The organism is Enterococcus sp. S22(2020), from assembly GCF_020295385.1.
In the GTDB taxonomy this organism is placed as follows: Bacteria; Bacillota; Bacilli; order Lactobacillales; family Enterococcaceae; genus Enterococcus_L; species Enterococcus_L dunnyi.
Genome location: NZ_JACFUD010000001.1, coordinates 54,237 through 72,220 on the forward strand (window position 1 = coordinate 54,237; position 17,984 = coordinate 72,220).

Sequence of the window (17,984 nt, forward strand, 5' to 3'; positions counted from 1 at the left end):
GAATTCATTCATTTTTCCTTCTTTCATATGATTTACAAGCTTTATAAACCTGCTGTCAATTCAGTGACAAACTTCTTCAATGCTTCGACATCTTCATCTTCAGCGTTATTTTCGATTTCGACTGTTTCTGCTACTTTTTTTGCGCCTGCTTTTTCCAACGCTTCAACGAAATCATGAGCGGATTTACAGAACAAGTCCCCATATTCCCGATCTCCCGAACCAACGACCCCAAAGATTTTTCCTGATAAGTCTTTATCTTCCAGTTCATCAAAGAAATCTTCAAACTCAAATGGTAATTCTCCATCTCCATAAGTATACGTCGCGATGACACATGCATCTGCGTCATCAAAGAAGTCTACATCTACCTCTGAGCACTCTTCTCTTTCAACCTCAAAGCCTGCGTCCTGAACAGTACTTTCCAAAATTTCTGAAATTTCCTCAGTGTTTCCTGTCATACTTGCATAAACGATTTTTACTAGTGCCATATTTGCTCATCCTCTCATCTTTTTTACAAAATATTTTAAAGTATAAAAGCTGAACGAAACCCCTTTCATTTCTCTCATACTTATTATCAAAAATATGAATTATTCTACTAGCTTTCAATCAAATTACCTTTTTCACATAATTAAAAATTCAAATAAAACGCTTTCTTTTTTGAAGACGGAAAGAATCAAAAACTTCACTTATACTATACCATAAACTCAACGTTTAAAACAATAATTTTTAGGTAAAAAAAATAATTTTTAGATAACAAGATCAATTCTTAAAAGTGATGTCAAAAAGAGCGTCTCTACAGCAACTCCTTTTGACGTCCTATCAACAGAATTGCATCTAAAACAGCGCCGCCTAATGCTCGTGCTTTATCTGAAATAGTATAGCAATCGACCTCTTCTGTCTCTCTCGGGTCGACATCTGCACATTTTAAACCTTTTTGACAAATTACTTGATCAGAAATCAAGCCTCTTAAAACACCTTTTAATGGTGAAAATACTGGCTGATCCCCAACATAAAATAAAAGTTCATCCTTTTGAACGTTGTCTCCAATTTTTTTTATATGCTTTACTTGACCAGAGGCTGGGGAATGAATCACTCGCTCAGCACTTTTTCCGCCAATTTCACCTGGAATGCCCGTATTTGCTAATGCACTTCCTTCAAAATAAAGTCTTCCTAAGTAATGACCTCTCATCGTCTCTACAACTACATCAACATCCTCTGATGCAGAAAAACCAGGACCTAATGCAATCGTGATCGGCGCCATCGATCGATTCGTTCCGATATTTCGTTTCGCTAAAATAGCATCAACTAAAATCAACGGTTTTAACTCGTTCAAAGATTCCGCTTTTGTATCCACTAATACAGGTAAATAGCCATTTTTCCAACACTCATGACATTCATTTTTTGATTCAACTAGCACGGCTTTCATATCTTCAACTTGCTGTTCTTTTTGAAAAACTGCATTACACAAAGCTACAGTTCGTCTAATTGCCAAGGGTTTTTCCGTTTCCAAGATAACGACCTTGAATCCTGCATGGTACAATTTTTGAATGACACCAGTAGCAAGATCGCCACCGCCACGCACAGCAACAAGGGTTTCAGCAAATTTGTCTGTCACTTTTCCCATAGTACGACTCCTTTTCCAGATTGAACATTACAGGCGATAACTTTAGTCAGCCGCTTCATCAACATGCACGGCAGCAAGGATAAAACTTTTTTCGCCTGATCTAACTGTTCTGAGGTTTCTACCTGATTGATACATAAAATACGATGACCGCGACTCTTTGCCCAGAGACCTTTGGGACTGGAAATAACCTCAGCTAATGTCTCCTCGCAAATCACCTCTCCTGTTTTAGTTCCAGTAGCTCTCAAAAATAAGGGCAAGCGATGGACAGTTGTCTCATCGATTTTTTGATTTAAAACAGAAATCGGAATCAGCCCGATCGTCACAGTGGTCTCAGGGATGACCACTGGCTCAAAGGTTTCCCAGCCTTTCAAAGGCAATTGTTTTGAGCCGTCTGCTTCTAGAAAAATTTTATCGAAGGACGGAAAGCTTTGCTGAACTATACTGGGCGGCGTACTTAATTTATGTGCACCCAGCATATGTGTTCCAGCTAAGGTGATCCCTGTACCATCAGTTCCTACTTTAGAGAAATCTTGACAATAGAAAAAGTCGTACAACTGATGAAGCGGATAGCCAATTTTCGTCGTCGTACTGACTAACACTTTTTCGTGACGATAGCAGTCCGCTAAATACCACATCAAGCTTGTTTTACCGCCGCTTCCAATCAGTGAGATCACTTGTTTCCCCTGAAATGCAAAGCAATCGCTCAATCGTTCCATTCCCTATAGCTCCTTTCGTTATTTTGCTCTTCAATGATAAAAATTTTTTCAATCGGTAAGTCAGCCTGTGATAAACACTGTCGTCCTTTTTCAACATAAGAAGCGTCTAGTCGTAAGCAGATCCCGCAAAAATCACCCAGACTTGTCGGCAACGCCATAACAGAAACTGGGATCTTATGTGTGTCCAACATTTTTTCACTATGGACAGCATAATGCGTATTTTGAAAAGTCAAAAGGTATTCCATCTTTACACCTCTTTTACTAAAAGTTGATCACTTTTTTTGCTTGAGCCATCACTTCTGTGATTCCATACATATTAGTGATTTCACCGATCGCTAAGCTTTCTTTGATTTGATAAAAGTCCAGACAAGCACCACACGTGCTGATCTGCGTTCCTTTCTCTTCCAGTCTATGCAGATCCTTCAAAGCATTTGACCCTTTATTTGTCAGATATGCTCCACTATTGAAAAACAGTAGATGTTCTGGTGGTGTCTCTAGTTCTGTCAGTGAGTAGATAAAATTTTTAAGTAAAATTTCGCCAAGATCAGGATCTCCTTCACCCATCGTTTTTTTTCCAAAAGCAATCACAAGCTCCTGGCCGGGCTGCTCTGAATCTGCTTGTATTTGTTTTTTAGGTACAGCAATTTGAACAGTCCATTCTGCTTCGTTCACCTGTTTGATCTTAGCCTTCAATTTTAGGCCGTGGACCATTTTTTCTATATTTTTAACTGCGACCTCGTTATCGACCAGTATTTCGATCGATCCACCTTCTGCTTGAATTTCCCGAATGGCCTTTTTGGCTTCAATGACTGGAATTGGGCAGGGTTTTCCTAAAGCATTGATTTTATTCATTTTGTATCCTTCTTTCTTATAAAATAAGCAACGGCTGCTCTGTGACTCTTTCACAGACTTCCCCAATAATGGCAGCAACTGGGTCTTCTTTTTGGATAGCAGCCAAGCAAGCCTCTGCTTGTTCTGGCGCTACGCTCAACAAAAGTCCTCCGGATGTTTGCGGATCAAATAATATCTCTTGAAAAGCTGGTGTAACAGCGGTTAGATCAATTTTACCAGCCATAAACTGGCGATTTCTTTGTCCAGCAGCTGTCGCTAAAAATTCTTCTGCATAATGATACGCTTCCGGCAATAACGGCAGTTGCTCTGTGTCTATGACGAGTGTTACATGTTTGTCTGCCATCTCTGCAGCATGAACTAATAGACCAAAACCAGTGACATCCGTGCAAGCGTGGACTACAAAATCCTGCATTTTTTCTGCAGCATATTTATTCAGCCGTTCCATCGAGTCAATAGCCGCTTGCTCTGCTTTCTTTGAAGCAACCTGTCCTCTTACAGCTGCTTGTATCAAGCCTACACCCAATGCTTTGGTCAAAATCAAGATATCTCCGGGTTCTGCTGTGTTGTTGCGGATGATTTTTTGTGGATCGATCCTTCCCGTTACAGCCAAACCATACTTCGGTTCATGATCATAAATCGAATGTCCTCCTGCCAAAGATGCTTGTGCTTCCTTCAGTTTTTCGGCTCCACCATATAGAATGTCTGAAAGCATCTGCTTGTCCATCTTTTCAGGAAAGCAAACCAAATTCAGAGCAAACAGCACCTCACCGCCCATCGCATACACATCACTCATAGCATTTGCTGCGGCGATCCGGCCAAAGGTTTTAGGATCATCGACCATTGGAGAGAAAAAATCAACTGTAGAAATCAGTGCCGTATCTTCCGAAATTTGATAAACTGCCGCGTCATCAGATGAGTCAAAGTCCACTAATATGCGTTTGTCCGTAAATGTTGGTAAATGATTCAAAAAGCCAGCTAATTCGTTTGGTCCGATTTTAGCTCCGCAGCCTCCTGATGTACATTGTGATAAAAATTCCATCGGTCTCTCCTTACTTTCTATCATTGAGATAAAATTTTTTCTAATGCTGATAATGCATAATCGACTTCTGCTAGCGTTGTCTCCCAGCCAAAGCTAAAGCGGACAGCTCCTGTCTCGAGTGACCCTGCTGTTTCATGAGCCAATGGTGCACAATGCAAGCCTGATCTCGTAACGATTTGAAACTCATCAGCTAATCGTTGAGCAAGCTCACCGCTATCTATTTGGGGACTAACGAGGGAAACAACAGGGACTGACCGTTCTGCATCTTGGCATCCCAAGATTTCAACCGGCATTTCTTTGACGCCATCTAAAAATTTTTTCGTCAACAGTCGTTCATGCATTAAAATTCGGTCTAAACCAAGCCGCTGTATTTCTGTGACAGCACTTTTCAAGCTAATGATCCCAAGCATATTCAAGGTGCCCGGCTCAAATTTATCTGGTAAAAATTCCGGCTGTGTCAATAAATGAGAAGCACTGCCCGTTCCCCCTGTCAGCCAAGGATCGATTTTCTTTTCTATGTCTTTTCCTAAAACAAAACCACCGATTCCAGACAGTCCCATCAGGCTTTTGTGTCCTGTAAACGTTAAAATATCTATTGACTGCTCTTTCATATCAAGCGGTAAAAAGCCGGCCGTCTGTGCACTATCCAAAACCGTGATGATCCCGTGCTTTTTGGCTTTTTCAAAACATTCTTTAATAGGAAGTATCGTTCCTAAAACATTTGAGGCATGGGTCATAACCAGCACCTTCGTTTCTCCTCGAATAGCCATTTCGATCTGCTCAGGATCAAAGCTACCATCTTTCGCACATACTAAATGTGTAACAGCAACATTTCGTTCCGTCTCAAGAAGATGCAGTGGTCTGGTTACTGCATTATGCTCCACCATTGTTGTCAATACATGATCCCCTGGTTTTAGTAAGCCATGCAATACCATATTCAATGCCATCGTCGCATTAGATGTAAAAATCACATGCGCTGGATCTGGGGCCTGAAAAAAATCAGCAAGTACTCGGCGCGCATCAAAAAGTGCACCAAGATCGCCTAAAGCATTGACGCTGCGGTTTGTATTTGTACTATTATTTTCTTTTAAATATGCACAAAGCTCATCGATCATTGTGTCAAATTTCTGGTTAGAGGTTGCCGCATAATTTAGATAGACAGGTAGTTTCATGATCGTGTCCTTTCATCTACTTTATTGGCGATCAGCTTTTGATAATCGCTATATGTATCAATGTCCGCTAACCGGTAAGGTTCGTCGACTGGCACCTGATGCCACGCATCAGGATACTTATTTCGGACCTCACGACCGCCAGTACTGCCTGAAACCTGTAATAAATCTGTCCGAAATCGCTTCCCGAAAAAGATTGGACTACTTGGTTTTCCTTCTAATGTAACTGGAAAAACAATGTTTTCTGTGGTATATGCTGCTAAAAGCGGTGCAAATAAGCTTTCATCCAACAAAGGCTGATCTACGGTCAGATAAAGGTAACCAGCTCCAGAAGCAAATTGTGTCCCTAAACGTACGCTGGTGCTTTGACCTTGGTCAGCATCGTGGTTCAATACAACTTTGACGCCTTCAGGTAAAGATATGCCTGCTAGATTTTCAGGTGAAATGACTAGAATTTGTTCAAAAAAGCCAAGCTTCTTCGATAACAAAAGAACGTGTTCCAAAAAAGTTTTCCCCTGATATTCAAGGAATAGTTTATTGGTGCCCATTCTTTTTGAAAAACCAGAGGCCATAATGATCGCACTGATCTTTAGCATCACTTTTGCTCCTTTACGTCTGTTTTACAAAAAAGAAAAAACGCATCCAACTCTTTCAAATAGATGCGTTTTTTCGCCTGTTATGAGCGATTTTCCCAGCACATCACAGTATTACTTTTTTACTTTTTCTTTTTTTGATAGAAGGTATCTTCCATTGGTAATGTCGGACGCAGCTTACCGTCCAGTGCATAATAAGCACCCGCTAATGCAGGAGCCGTCGGAATCGTTGCCAATTCTCCAACTCCTTTGATTCCGTAGGCCAAACCGTCATGAATATTATCAGCTTGAACTAAGATCGTTTCGATCGGCGGTACTTGTGCCGCGTTCAACAAACCTAATGTGGCATATTTTGCTTTTACGTACCCATCTTCCATCGCAAATTTTTCTGTCAGCGCATAGCCCATGCCCATGACGATTCCACCTTCGATTTGTCCTTCCGCAGCTTTAGGATTCACAACTTGTCCCATGTCATAAGCAGCAACAAATTTCTCGACTTTCCCTTTTTCATCTAAAATCGCCACTTCAGAAGCATAGCCATAGCCAGCATGACTAACAGGATTCGTCTTATCATTGATCAATGGATCTGTTTTAGCAGAATATTCACCATAAAATTCTTGCCCTTCTAAATCTGATAACGAACGTCCCATATCCAGCTCATAACGTAACTGCATGGCAGCTCTTCTTGTCGCTTCACCTGTAAATAAAGACTGACGAGAAGCAGTTGTTGTCCCGGAATCCGGTGTACGACGAGTATCTGGTGCTTCTGCTATGATCATTTCCGGTGGTAGATTCAGTGTCTCACAGGCCACTTGCGTGGTAACTGTCGCCATCCCTTGTCCGATACATGCTGCACTCGTTCTTACATGGACTTTACCGTCTTCTACTGAAACAATACAACGACCAACATCGGATAAGCCAACACCGATCCCGCTGTTTTTAAAGAAGCAGGAAATACCAGCAATTTCTGCATTTTCGTATGCTTCTTTGACTTCCAATAAGGTCTCTTTTAATGCAGCATTATTTGACACAAGCTGTCCATTTGGTAAGGAGTCTCCTGGTGCTACAGCATTTTTATAGCGGATATCCCATTGCGAAATCCCTACTTTTTCTGCCAATAGATTTAAATTACTCTCAATTGCAAAGGCCGTCTGACAAACACCAAAGCCGCGGAACGCTCCGGCTGGCGGATTATTCGTGTATACGGCAAAACCTTCAACATCGATATGTTGATATTTATAGGGACCTGCCGCATGAGTGCATGCTCTTTGCAAGACTGGACCACCCAACGAAGCATAGGCTCCAGTATCTGAATAGATAACAGCTTTCATTGCCGTTAGATTTCCTTCTTCGTCACAGCCAGTTGTAAAGTCCATCTCCATTCCATGACGCTTCGGATGAACCATCAAACTTTCTTGGCGACTAAGCAAGACTTTCACAGGTTTCTGTAAACACCAAGCTGCAAGTGACGCATGATGCTGGACGCTCATATCTTCTTTTCCGCCAAAGCCGCCGCCGACTAATTTTGCTTGGACATGAACTTTTTCTTTTTCTACTCCAAGCATTCTTGCAACTTCTCGTTGTTCATCATAAATACTTTGCCCAGCACTATAAAGTAAAATTCCGTCTTCACCTTCCGGCATTGCAATCGCACATTCCGGCTCCATAAATGCATGTTCATTGATCGGTACAGAATAATGTTGGGTGACGACATGAGCAGAAGCAGCTAGCTGTTCATCTGCATTTCCACGAACAAGGTGCTCATGAGATAGAACATTGCCTTTTTCATGGATCAATGGAGCTCCTTCAGCTAATGCTTCTTCACAGGTGACCATCGGTTTCAGCTCTTCATACTCAATTTCGACAAGCTCTTTGATTTCTTCTAATGCTTCTTTGTCTTTAGAAACGACTAACGCTACTGCATCCCCCACATAACGTGTGATTTCTCCTTCTGGAATCATTACATCCCAATCAGATATAAATTCCAAGTGACCGATTTTATTATTTCCCGGTACATCTTTAGCAGTCAGTACCGCTTCACACTCAGGATGCTCTAAAGCTTTGGATGTATCGATGTTCAGGACTTTTGCTCTTGGGTATTTACTACGGATCGCAGAAGCATGCAGCATACCTTCGACTGTGATATCATCTACATAAAGCCCCGTACCTAAAGTCTTCTCAACCGCATCGACACGTTTGAAGTCTTCACCAAGTTTGCCCGTTGAAGCTTCTTCTGGTATGCTCAAATCTTCACGAAACATTTTAGCAGCTAATTGGATCGCTTCGATGATTTTAACATAGCCAGTACATCGGCAAATATTCCCTCTAATTGCTTTACGAACCTCTTCATCGCTTGGTTCTTCTTTTTTGTTCAGTAAGCCTTGCGCTGAGATCACGATTCCCGGTATACAATATCCGCACTGAACTGCGCCCATTTTCGCAAAAGCATATGCGTAAACATCTTTTTGTCTTTGACTGATTCCTTCGATCGTGATGATTTCCTTACCTTCAAGCTTTTCCAAATTGAATAAACACGCTTTGGAAACCCTTCCATTAATCAGCACTGAACAAGCGCCGCATGAGCCTTGGTTACAACCATCTTTCGTTCCGGTCAGCGATAGATCTTCCCGTAGAAAGTCCATCAATTTTTTGTTTGTGCTGCAGGTTTCAGGTTTGCCATTTACTACAAATGAATACATTTTTTCTTTACACCCCAATTTCTATTATAATATAGCTTTTTATCACTATGATTATAACACAAATTGTTAAGCTAAAAATTATTTTTTAGCAAAAAAATAATTTTATTTAATTCTGCTGCAAACCGATTTGAGCTGCGCCGATCGCTCCTGCATATTGCGAAAGCTCCTGATCGTAATAGACCGCCATCTTCGTATACTGTTCAATCAGTTTTGCCATCGTTTGACTATGAGATAAGCCCCCGGAAAAAAAGATCGGTCCTGTTTCTGGATTTACTTGCCTTAATTGATTGCTGATTCGGCTGGCGATCGAATGAAGAACACCTAAAGCAATATTCTCTCTTTTTTCACCTTTTCCGATCAAACTGATCACTTCAGATTCTGCGAAGACAGTACACATGCTGTTGATTTTTACTGGTACTGCATGCGCGACAAATGGATCGATCTGCTCAATTTTTTCACCTAACGTTCTCATCAGCACTTCTACAAAACGTCCAGTGCCAGCCGCACATTTATCATTCATACTAAAATCCAGCACCTTGCCAAACTGATCCATTCGAATCGCTTTACTGTCCTGACCGCCAATATCGATCACATTTTTGATGTCGTCTCTCAAATAAGCGGCTCCTTTTGCATGACAAGTGATCTCTGTTACAATTTTGTCTGCCTGGATCAATTTCCGTCCATAACCTGTTGTAACAATAAACGTTTCTGGTGTATTACCTAATTCCGTAAAAATTTTTTCACTAGCTACTTTGGGATCACCAGATGTTGATACGAGTTTCTTTTTTTGAAGTTTACCATGTTCAAAAAGAACGCCTTTAGTAGTTGTAGAGCCGCTATCTAGACCAATCACTCGCATAGCTCTATTCCTCCAGCATTTCAATGAATGCGGTAACACGTGTATTGATTTGCTCAATATCTGCTGTCGAATAGTCCGTTTCCAAATAAAGATATGGAACATTCTTTTCTTCTTGGCAAAAACGGCGAACTTTCAATGATTCAATGGAATAGGGATGACATGACTGTAGTACCATATCCAGCACGCCGTCAACTTGATATTCATCGATCATTCGATCCAGCAAATCAAAACGACTTGTATTATTCGACATACAGGCACAGCCGATATCGATATACTTTTCAGCTAACGCTTCATAGACATCTTCTTTTTCTTCATCGACTAATTTTTCCACTGCTTTGGCTACTGTACAATTTTCAAATCCTACGATCGTTCCACCGTTCTCCTCGACTGCACGGATAACTTTTTCAGTTACTCCGCCCATGGGAGAGCCTGTGATCAAAATGCGCGGCTTGCCTTGCGGCTGGTGTTTTTCAAGATACTGATCTTGAATAGTATTCGTTGTTGTTGTCAGTTTTTCGATCAATCCCTCTTTTTCAAATGTATAATTTGCTCCGTACATCACCTTGAAAATTTCTGATCCTTCAATTGCTGGCGGATTTAATTTCCCTAGACCGTAAAAATTTTTGCGTGCTTCACGTTCTCTGTTTTTTAAACGGATCGCCTGACGAATTTGTTCCTCCGTAATTTCTACATCAAGAAATTCCTCCAGCTTTTCTTTAAAACGAACGATTTCATCTTTCCATAAATTGAAAGAAGCAGCTGAATTACGCATATTTGGTAATTGCATCAAATATAGTGGTTTAAATTCTTCCATATATTCATACATTTTTTTCTTGCCATCACATGTCGTTTCACCCACAACTAAGTCAGAAAAGTAAAAGAAAGGACATTTATCTGTTTTCCCAAAACCGTAACTTGATTTGATCAATGGGCAGAGATTTCTTGGTAGATCTTCCTCTGCTGCTGCGATGGTTTCATCTGAAGTAGAACATAAGCTGATTTGAACGGCATTTGCTGCTAAGACTATTTCTTCCGGCATAAATGTACAGTAGACACCGATCACAGGAATTCCTTGTTCTTTTAATTCTTTGACTTGAATGAATCCTTGACGACGTGCTTCGTCAAATTCAGTAAAAATTTCTGGGAGTTCTGTTTTGATCTGCATTTTTTCCTCCTTACATAGATGCTATTGAGCGTTTTCTAAGACTGCTGATATCTGATCATTTGTCGGTTTTACATGATAAAATAGTTCATAAAACTCTGCGACAGCTTGCTTGATATCAAGCTGATATTGCTCTAGATAAATCAATTGACCTAGCCATTGGATCCCGATGATTCGATTGACTGAAGGTGGCGAACCTAAGAAATTATATGGCGCTGTCGGAATTTGGTACACTCTATTTTCTTTGACAGCAGTCAATTCTTTCCAAGACTCCTCTGTGGTGATCTGCTTATAAACATCCTTTGAATCTGCAAGAATATAATCTGGCTGCCATTGGATCAATTGTTCCATCGAGACAACACTTCCAGCACCTTTAGAAACAATATCCACACCGACTGCAGCATTTTTAGCGCCTACCTCATCAATGACCTGAGCATGAAAAGAACCTTCAGCATTTGTATTTAAACCAGCATTTCCAGAAGCGTAATAAACACTTTTTTGATCTGCAGCTTTCAAGCTTCCTTTGACTTCCTTCGCTTGGGCCAATACTTTTTCACAATATGCACTTAACTGATCTGTTTCTTCTGTGTTGCCGAGTAACTCACCGATTTTTTTATAAGCTTCAGGTAGATTACTCAGATTTGCCTCAATAAATATCGTAGGAATGTCTAACTGATCCTGTAATTTATCCATATCTTCTTTGACCGTTTTTTTAGCTTCACCGATATCGATCACAACATCTGGTTCTGCCGCACTAAGGGCTTCCATATTCAGACTGGCATTTTTACCGTAAAATTGACCAAACTCAGGTAAGGACTGGTATTTTTGATCAATAAATTCCTTTGATTCAGTTGAAAAGGGACTCGCCAATCCAACTAACAAATCTGGTGAACTTGTATATAAAACAAGTTGTGCTAATGGACCAGAAGGAGCGATTTTTTCGATAGTATTTGGTATTTCCACGTCTCTTCCGGCAGAATCAGTAAATATTCGGGTCATCTTTTCTGACTGTGAACTGCTACTTTTACTGTCATTTGTTTGATCATTCTTGCCTGCACACCCTGTTATTACTACCGAGAGTAGCATAAGGACAACTAGCTGAATTGTTTTCTTTTTCATTCTTTCTACGCCTTTCTTTTTTCGATCATGATGGCATGACCGTATTTACTGAGTGGTAATCGCTCAGATGATTTTTTCGCTTGTAATTCAGTCAGAGTATTTTCATAAATAGTTCCTGCCAGTATGTCTATACCATGGTTGAACAAGCTGTTACTCAAAGGACAGCTGGAACCAACTAAAATGGTTTGTGCGTGTTCTGATAACTCCAATAGTCTAGGCAATGTTTTATTGATGATCGTTGAAGCGGTGATGTAAACAGTCGTCATCTTAGGAAGTAAGAATTCACATGCACTAGCTGGATAATCACCCATTCTAGGCTCTAATTCAAAGATGCTGATATTTTTGCTAAGTTCTGGATAACGATCGACAAATGGAAAATGGCCGATCATACCGATTTTTTGCTGATTGGGGTTTTCGATCAATCGATCAAAAGCATCTTTATGGTAGATTTTCTCTGTCTGAAACTGCTTTTTCACTTGTTTATTATCATTAAAAAAGCTATTGATTGCCGCTAATCCAAAACTGGCCTTTTCAAAATCCCAGGACTTAACAAGTGCTGCAACTTCTTGTAACTCCATCTGCTGATAGTATTCAAGATCCTGGTATTCTTTGGAAAACTTCATCGCCGTTCCAATCGTTTGATCATTGACCGCAAATGTCCAGCGCTCAGTTTGCGCTAGATCAGAAATCTTGATTCCAGAAGGAATGGCTTCAATCAATTCATCATATAGTTTCCACATGGTTTTCTCTCTTTCTAGTTGATCATTCTCTTTTTAGGCAAACAAATTCGTTGCTGCTCCATTTCCAGCTCTCTCACAATGACTGGCACCTGATAAATTTCCTCCAATCGTTGGCTCGTCAATACCTCTTTTGGTGCTCCTTGAACAAGCAACTTTCCTTCTTGTAAAATCAATACCTGATCCCCATACTGCAATACATGATTAGGGTCATGGGTGGCCTGAATAATCAAATAGCCTTTTTTGCTAAGGGTTCGAATCATCTCCAGCACCATGATCTGATTGCCATAATCCAAATTTGCACACGGTTCATCCATGATGATGATTTTACTCTGCTGAGCAACTGAACGGGCAATGATCACTAATTGTTGTTCGCCTCCGCTGATTTCAGAAAATAATTTCTGCCTTAAGTGCGTAATGTTCAAATCAACTAATGCAGCTTCTGCCAAATCATATTCCCTTTTTCCAGGTTGCTGAAAATGGTTCAAACGAGAGGTCGTTCCAAACAATACCATTTCAAAAACGGTAAATCCTGTTTGTCCATTTTGCGTCTGAGGAATATAAGATATGCACTTAGAAAGTTGACTTCTTGAGTAATTCTGAAGCTTTTTTCCTTCTATCTTGATCACTCCCGAGGTTGGTTTTACTATGTTCAGTAAGCATTTAAACAATGTACTTTTCCCAACCCCGTTCTTTCCTAGTAAACAAACGGATCGTCCGTAGTCCAACTCAAAAGAGATGTTCGTTAATATTTTTGATTTTCTATACGAAAAATTTAGGTCTATCACTTGCAGCATATCGATTCCTCCAAAATCAAGCGTTAACAGCACGACTACTTTTAGCAATCAGAATAAGAAAAATCGGTGCACCAATAAACGAAGTCAGTATCCCGATCGGAATTTCACTTGTCGAGAGCAAGCGAGAAAAATCATCAACAAACAACAAAAATGTACCGCCTAAAATAGCACTCACAGGAATGCTATAGCGATGATCGTTCCCTATAACTAGACGTGAAAAATGAGGAACGATCAAACCGACCCAGCCAATCAAACCGCTAACAGAAACTGCAGCCGCTGTGATCAGTGTTGCCGCTGTAATCAAAATAATTCGTAATTGTCTACTGTTAACACCTAGGCTCAAGGCCTCTTCCTCCCCTAATGAAAGGACATTCAAACGCCAGCGCAGGAGAAAAATCGGTATCATACCAACTAAAATAAGCGGCACAGCAAAATGAAGATCCTGCATTTTGATTGCAGATAGACTGCCCATCAGCCAATAAGTGATTGCAGGAAGTGTGTTGGTTGGATCACCGACCAGTTTTAAAAAAGAAACAGCAGACGAAAACAACGAACCAATCATCATCCCAATCAAAACCATGTTCAATACAGACTTACTTTTTAGCCAGCGGTTCAATAGCAATACAACTGCGACAGCCAGTAAGCCAAAGAGAAACGATAAAGAAATCACTTGTTCATAGGTCAATGAAAAGAACAATCCGACTGCAGCACCAAAGGCTGCCCCTTGTGAAGCACCCAAAATGTCTTGTGATATCATAGGATTTTGGAACAAAGCCTGATAGGTCGCACCAGCAACTGAAATGCCACTGCCGATCACTGCCGCCATAATAATTCTAGGAAAACGAATCTTAAATAAAATGGTTTCCACTTGAGTACTCCAAGTCTGCTCCAGCGGAATTATCTTATTGATCACTGCGCGCAAAAAATCAGTCAGTGTGATCGGATATTTCCCCAGTAAAAAGGAGACGATCAGTACAATAAAAAAGAGAAGGATCGTTCCCAAAAGTATGATTTTTTTGTGCTTAGATAATGATTGTCGCATCTCCACTGTGTCCACTCCCAAAAGAGGCGTTTATTTTTCTGCCCGCTTGATGATCAACTCTCCAGCAACACTTATTGCAAGCTCTGCCGGTGTTTCTGCTTTTATTTTTAAGCCGATCGGCATATCGATCCGATCAATCTCCTCAGTCTCGAATCCACATTCTTTCAACCGTTTGATCTGTATTGCTATTTTATGCTTGCTTCCCATCACACCGATATAGTATGCGTTTGTCTTCAAAACTTGCTTCGACACTTCAAAATCGAATTGATGCCCTCTTGTCATAACAACAACATAATCTTCCTCGGTGATCTCGACCTTATCCATGATATTTTTTAGATCGAGTACAACACATTGGTCTGCTTCCGGAAAATATTCTTTTGTTAATAATTCGGGGCGATCATCCAGTACAACACAGTAGAAGTCTACTGTTTTCAGTACAGGAACCAACGCTTGTGCAACATGTCCACCGCCGAATATATATACTTTCCCAGTGTTTATAAGAGATTCGACTAAAAATCGCTTGTCTGAATCAGAAACGATCGTCATTCCTTGTTTAAACGTAAGCTTCTGAAGTTCTTTCGATTCCCCATTATAAAATCCTGTTTCACGACTATAAAAAGTTAAATGATTCGACGATTGTTCACCTAATTCAGAAATCAGCCAACACGGTCGATTCTCTTGGTAGTGCTGGTTAAACTTCTGACAAATGACACTAACACTTGGTTCCTGGCAATCAATAAATTGAAAAAGTACTTCTACATTGCCGCCGCAAACCATGCCTAAGTCTGCAACATCGTTCGGCGCTAAAATAAACGTCTCAATTTTTGCTGCTTTCGTTTTCAGTACTTCCTTTGCCAGTTGTTCCGAACGGAATTCAACAGCACCGCCGCCGATCGTTCCTGCAACCCGCCCGTTTTTATCGACCAGCATTCGTGCCCCTTCTCCTCGTGGTGTTGAACCAGAACTTGCAATGACTGAAACTAAAACAGTATCATTTTTATTTTTGATTGCCTGAGACAATCGGTCAAAAATCTCCTTCATGCTTTTTCCTCCAACTTTTCTAAATCCTCACTGAATATTTCATTAAAGTATTGATTCGTGATATGATAGGTCTTTTTTTGAAAAAGTAAAAATTTGGCAGTCAAGCGTTTTCCTTCTCTTGTTACTACAGACCCTCCGCCATTATTTCCTCCGACACTTTTATGCACCAATGGATAGCCTAATTCTTCTTCCGCTTTTTGAATCATTCGCCACGCTTTGTTGTATGACATTTTCATCTGTTTGGCTGCGGTATTCAAAGAGCCGGTTTGAGAGATCCTCTGGAGCAACTCGACAACGCCTGGGCCAAAAAATATCCGATTCGTACGCAACTTCAAATTAAGTGTGTAATTGAATTTTTCTTTTTCCTCCATATCGTCTCCTCCTTTTTTGATCATTTTCGTTATCCTCAAGAAAGATAACGGCTAGCAAAAAAAATTACTCTTTCAAAAAAAGACGTAGCTTAGCTTCTAGTGAGTGTTGATTCTCTCGCGTCAATGACATGATTTTTCCATTAGCTTTAATAATTTCTTGTTTTAATAATTCTCGTTGATGACTGATTTCAAGTTTCTCTAGTGTATGCTGCTTTTGGTTTTGATAATTTTTTTCAGACTTAAATACCCCTAGAATTTTTTTAGACCGTTGAATCGTTGTCAGCAACTCTTTAGTGAATTTGTCTGACAAGAGCTCTATTCCACCGATTTCATCTAAAAGTATTACTTGCTCTGATCGTCTCGCTTTACGGAGCAATTCGCAGCCAAATTCCTCAAAAACCGTTAGATTATGATAACGTTTTCCATCTTTAGTATAAATAAAATAATGATCCTCATTGCTTTGAGAAAGTTTTACAGACGTAGATAATTCCATTGCTGCCCTTAGTTCAAAACCAGTAATGTTTCCCAGTGCATCCCATCTTCGCTCGACATAGAACCCGCCGACTGGAATCGCCATTTCTTGTAATACTTTTTGCAGCATCGTCGATTTCCCGATAAATTTATCCCCCTGTAGAAAAAAATGTCTCATTCTTTCCTCCCTTTATATGCCCATTATTCCAATTGGTATTGAGGCAAAAATCAACTTTTCGCCTCAATCCATTTATTACCTTTAAGGAGAAAATCCTTACAGTTACTCAAGCGCTACTTCTTTTTCTTCTTTCAAAAGCACATTTAAGAGCACTGCAACGATCGTTGTTAAAATAACTTCTGAATTGCCAAAAATCGTTGTCACCCAAGGCGGAAATCCGCTCAAGCTACCAACAGATAATGTCACACCTATTCCAAAAGCTAAGGCAATTCCGACGACACCTGTATTTCTTGGTGTTAATTCTTGAGAGGAAATCATCCGAATACCTGTCATTGAGATCGAAGCGAAAACAGAAATCGTTGCCCCGCCGATCACAGCATAAGGAATCGTTGTCAAGATCGAAGCGACTTTTGGAACAAATCCTGCGACCAACAGAATGACAGAAGCAAAAACCATCACATATTTATTGATCACTCTTGTTACAGTTACTAACCCAACATTTTGACCAAAAGTAGCGACTGGAACTGAACCGAAAAAGCTGCCGATAAAGTTCGAGAAACCGCTTCCCATAATTCCACCGGAAAGCTCTTTATCCGTTGGCTCGCGATCCATTGCACCAACAGTCGTAGCTGTAAACTGACCGATCGCCTGCACGGCATCGACAATAAACATGACCACTAAAGTCAAAATTGGAACGAGTTGAAAATCAAGCCCAAAATAAAGCGGTGTGATCACCTGAAACACTGATGCTTCTTGTACAGGGCCAAAATCGACCATCCCTAAAACTAACGATACGATATAACCAATGATCATTCCATTTAAAATGGACGACAATTTTAGAAAACCTTTAGAAAAATAATTAAAATAAAAGACTACTGCAAATGTCAGTAACGCCACCAGCCAGTTTTGAGCAGAACCAAAATCAGGACTGCCGGCACCACCAGCCATATACTTGATCGCTACTGGAAATAGAGATAATCCAATACTCAATATAACTGTACCAGTAACTAGCGGAGGAAACAATATCCGAATTTTTTTAATCGATAAACCAACTAAAATAACCAAGATACTGCCGACTAACTGTGACCCAAATATTGCGGCAATACCGAAATCTCCCCCAATAGCCATTAGAATCGGTACATAAGCAAAACTCGCTCCCATCATCACAGGCAGTCTAGAACCAACCTTCCCAAAAATCGGAAATAGCTGGATCAACGTAGCAATTGCTGAAAAAATCAGCGATGTCTGAATCATGATCGTTGTATCACCGGAATCTAGATTACAAACTTTGGCAATCATGATCCCTGGTGTAACGATCCCGACGACTGCTGCTACGACGTGTTGTAAGCCCATCGGAACAGCTTCTTTGATCGATAACTTGGCATCGTATTCGAACAATGCCTTTTCTTCCTTTTCACTCATAGGCAAGTTTCCTTCTTCTCTTTTTATTTTAAAAAGGACTGCACTTAACGAGTCTCAAAAATCCGCAACCCTTTTCTTTACGAAAGTCTTTTAAAA

At 40.4% G+C, this 17,984-nt stretch carries 19 protein-coding genes; all 19 read right to left on the reverse strand.

Annotated elements, in window-relative coordinates; translation table 11 throughout:
- Positions 1–41: 41 nt before the first annotated feature.
- Positions 42–485: a flavodoxin gene (locus H3T55_RS00225; RefSeq protein WP_087639790.1), complete on the reverse strand. Its 444-nt coding sequence runs from the start codon at positions 483–485 to the stop codon at positions 42–44.
- A 305-nt stretch (positions 486–790) separates the two neighbouring features.
- Positions 791–1,621 carry a selenium-dependent molybdenum cofactor biosynthesis protein YqeB gene (gene yqeB, locus H3T55_RS00230; protein ID WP_225533189.1) on the reverse strand — a complete coding sequence of 277 codons (831 nt, stop codon included), beginning with the start codon at positions 1,619–1,621 and terminating at the stop codon, positions 791–793.
- Positions 1,609–2,337, reverse strand: coding sequence for a selenium cofactor biosynthesis protein YqeC (gene yqeC, locus H3T55_RS00235; protein ID WP_225533188.1), 729 nt, complete (start codon positions 2,335–2,337; stop codon positions 1,609–1,611). The genes yqeB and yqeC overlap by 13 nt, the downstream gene beginning before the upstream one ends.
- The gene (locus tag H3T55_RS00240; RefSeq protein ID WP_225533187.1) at positions 2,325–2,582 is read right to left on the reverse strand and encodes a DUF3343 domain-containing protein; all 258 of its coding nucleotides are present in this window, start codon (positions 2,580–2,582) and stop codon (positions 2,325–2,327) included. Before H3T55_RS00240 ends, yqeC begins: the two co-directional genes overlap by 13 nt.
- Positions 2,583–2,598: 16 nt before the next feature.
- The gene (gene yedF, locus H3T55_RS00245; protein ID WP_225533186.1) at positions 2,599–3,189 is read right to left on the reverse strand and encodes a sulfurtransferase-like selenium metabolism protein YedF; all 591 of its coding nucleotides are present in this window, start codon (positions 3,187–3,189) and stop codon (positions 2,599–2,601) included.
- Positions 3,190–3,205: 16 nt separating this feature from the next.
- On the reverse strand, positions 3,206–4,228 hold the full coding sequence (gene selD, locus H3T55_RS00250) for a selenide, water dikinase SelD (protein WP_225533185.1): 1,023 nt from the start codon (positions 4,226–4,228) through the stop codon (positions 3,206–3,208).
- A gap of 20 nt (positions 4,229–4,248) precedes the next feature.
- Complete coding sequence (sclA, locus tag H3T55_RS00255; RefSeq protein ID WP_225533184.1) at positions 4,249–5,400, reverse strand: selenocysteine lyase SclA; 1,152 nt, start codon at positions 5,398–5,400, stop codon at positions 4,249–4,251.
- The gene (locus tag H3T55_RS00260) at positions 5,397–5,993 is read right to left on the reverse strand and encodes an NTP transferase domain-containing protein (protein ID WP_225533183.1); all 597 of its coding nucleotides are present in this window, start codon (positions 5,991–5,993) and stop codon (positions 5,397–5,399) included. Before H3T55_RS00260 ends, sclA begins: the two co-directional genes overlap by 4 nt.
- 119 nt (positions 5,994–6,112) lie before the next feature.
- Entirely contained in the window at positions 6,113–8,689 is a 2,577-nt protein-coding gene (gene xdh, locus H3T55_RS00265) for a selenium-dependent xanthine dehydrogenase (protein ID WP_225533182.1), read from the reverse strand.
- 106 nt (positions 8,690–8,795) lie between these two features.
- The gene (locus tag H3T55_RS00270; RefSeq protein ID WP_225533181.1) at positions 8,796–9,548 is read right to left on the reverse strand and encodes an acyl-CoA dehydratase activase; all 753 of its coding nucleotides are present in this window, start codon (positions 9,546–9,548) and stop codon (positions 8,796–8,798) included.
- 4 nt (positions 9,549–9,552) lie between these two features.
- Positions 9,553–10,713: a double-cubane-cluster-containing anaerobic reductase gene (locus H3T55_RS00275; protein ID WP_225533180.1), complete on the reverse strand. Its 1,161-nt coding sequence runs from the start codon at positions 10,711–10,713 to the stop codon at positions 9,553–9,555.
- 21 nt (positions 10,714–10,734) lie between these two features.
- On the reverse strand, positions 10,735–11,829 hold the full coding sequence (locus H3T55_RS00280) for an ABC transporter substrate-binding protein (RefSeq protein WP_225533179.1): 1,095 nt from the start codon (positions 11,827–11,829) through the stop codon (positions 10,735–10,737).
- Positions 11,830–11,834: 5 nt separating this feature from the next.
- The gene (locus H3T55_RS00285; protein ID WP_225533178.1) at positions 11,835–12,569 is read right to left on the reverse strand and encodes a Rossmann-like domain-containing protein; all 735 of its coding nucleotides are present in this window, start codon (positions 12,567–12,569) and stop codon (positions 11,835–11,837) included.
- A 14-nt stretch (positions 12,570–12,583) separates the two neighbouring features.
- Positions 12,584–13,363 (reverse strand): ABC transporter ATP-binding protein, encoded by a 780-nt coding sequence (locus tag H3T55_RS00290; protein ID WP_225533177.1) that lies wholly within the window; start codon positions 13,361–13,363, stop codon positions 12,584–12,586.
- Positions 13,364–13,379: 16 nt separating this feature from the next.
- Positions 13,380–14,405: a FecCD family ABC transporter permease gene (locus tag H3T55_RS00295; RefSeq protein ID WP_225533229.1), complete on the reverse strand. Its 1,026-nt coding sequence runs from the start codon at positions 14,403–14,405 to the stop codon at positions 13,380–13,382.
- Positions 14,406–14,435: 30 nt separating this feature from the next.
- On the reverse strand, positions 14,436–15,446 hold the full coding sequence (locus H3T55_RS00300) for an XdhC family protein (protein ID WP_225533176.1): 1,011 nt from the start codon (positions 15,444–15,446) through the stop codon (positions 14,436–14,438).
- A complete protein-coding gene (locus H3T55_RS00305) occupies positions 15,443–15,817 on the reverse strand; it encodes a winged helix-turn-helix domain-containing protein (protein WP_087639775.1) in 375 nt (124 codons plus the stop codon). Before H3T55_RS00305 ends, H3T55_RS00300 begins: the two co-directional genes overlap by 4 nt.
- A gap of 64 nt (positions 15,818–15,881) precedes the next feature.
- Positions 15,882–16,466: a nucleoside-triphosphatase gene (locus H3T55_RS00310; protein ID WP_225533175.1), complete on the reverse strand. Its 585-nt coding sequence runs from the start codon at positions 16,464–16,466 to the stop codon at positions 15,882–15,884.
- A gap of 102 nt (positions 16,467–16,568) precedes the next feature.
- The gene (locus tag H3T55_RS00315) at positions 16,569–17,888 is read right to left on the reverse strand and encodes a nucleobase:cation symporter-2 family protein (RefSeq protein ID WP_087639773.1); all 1,320 of its coding nucleotides are present in this window, start codon (positions 17,886–17,888) and stop codon (positions 16,569–16,571) included.
- Between the last annotated feature and the right edge of the window lie 96 nt (positions 17,889–17,984).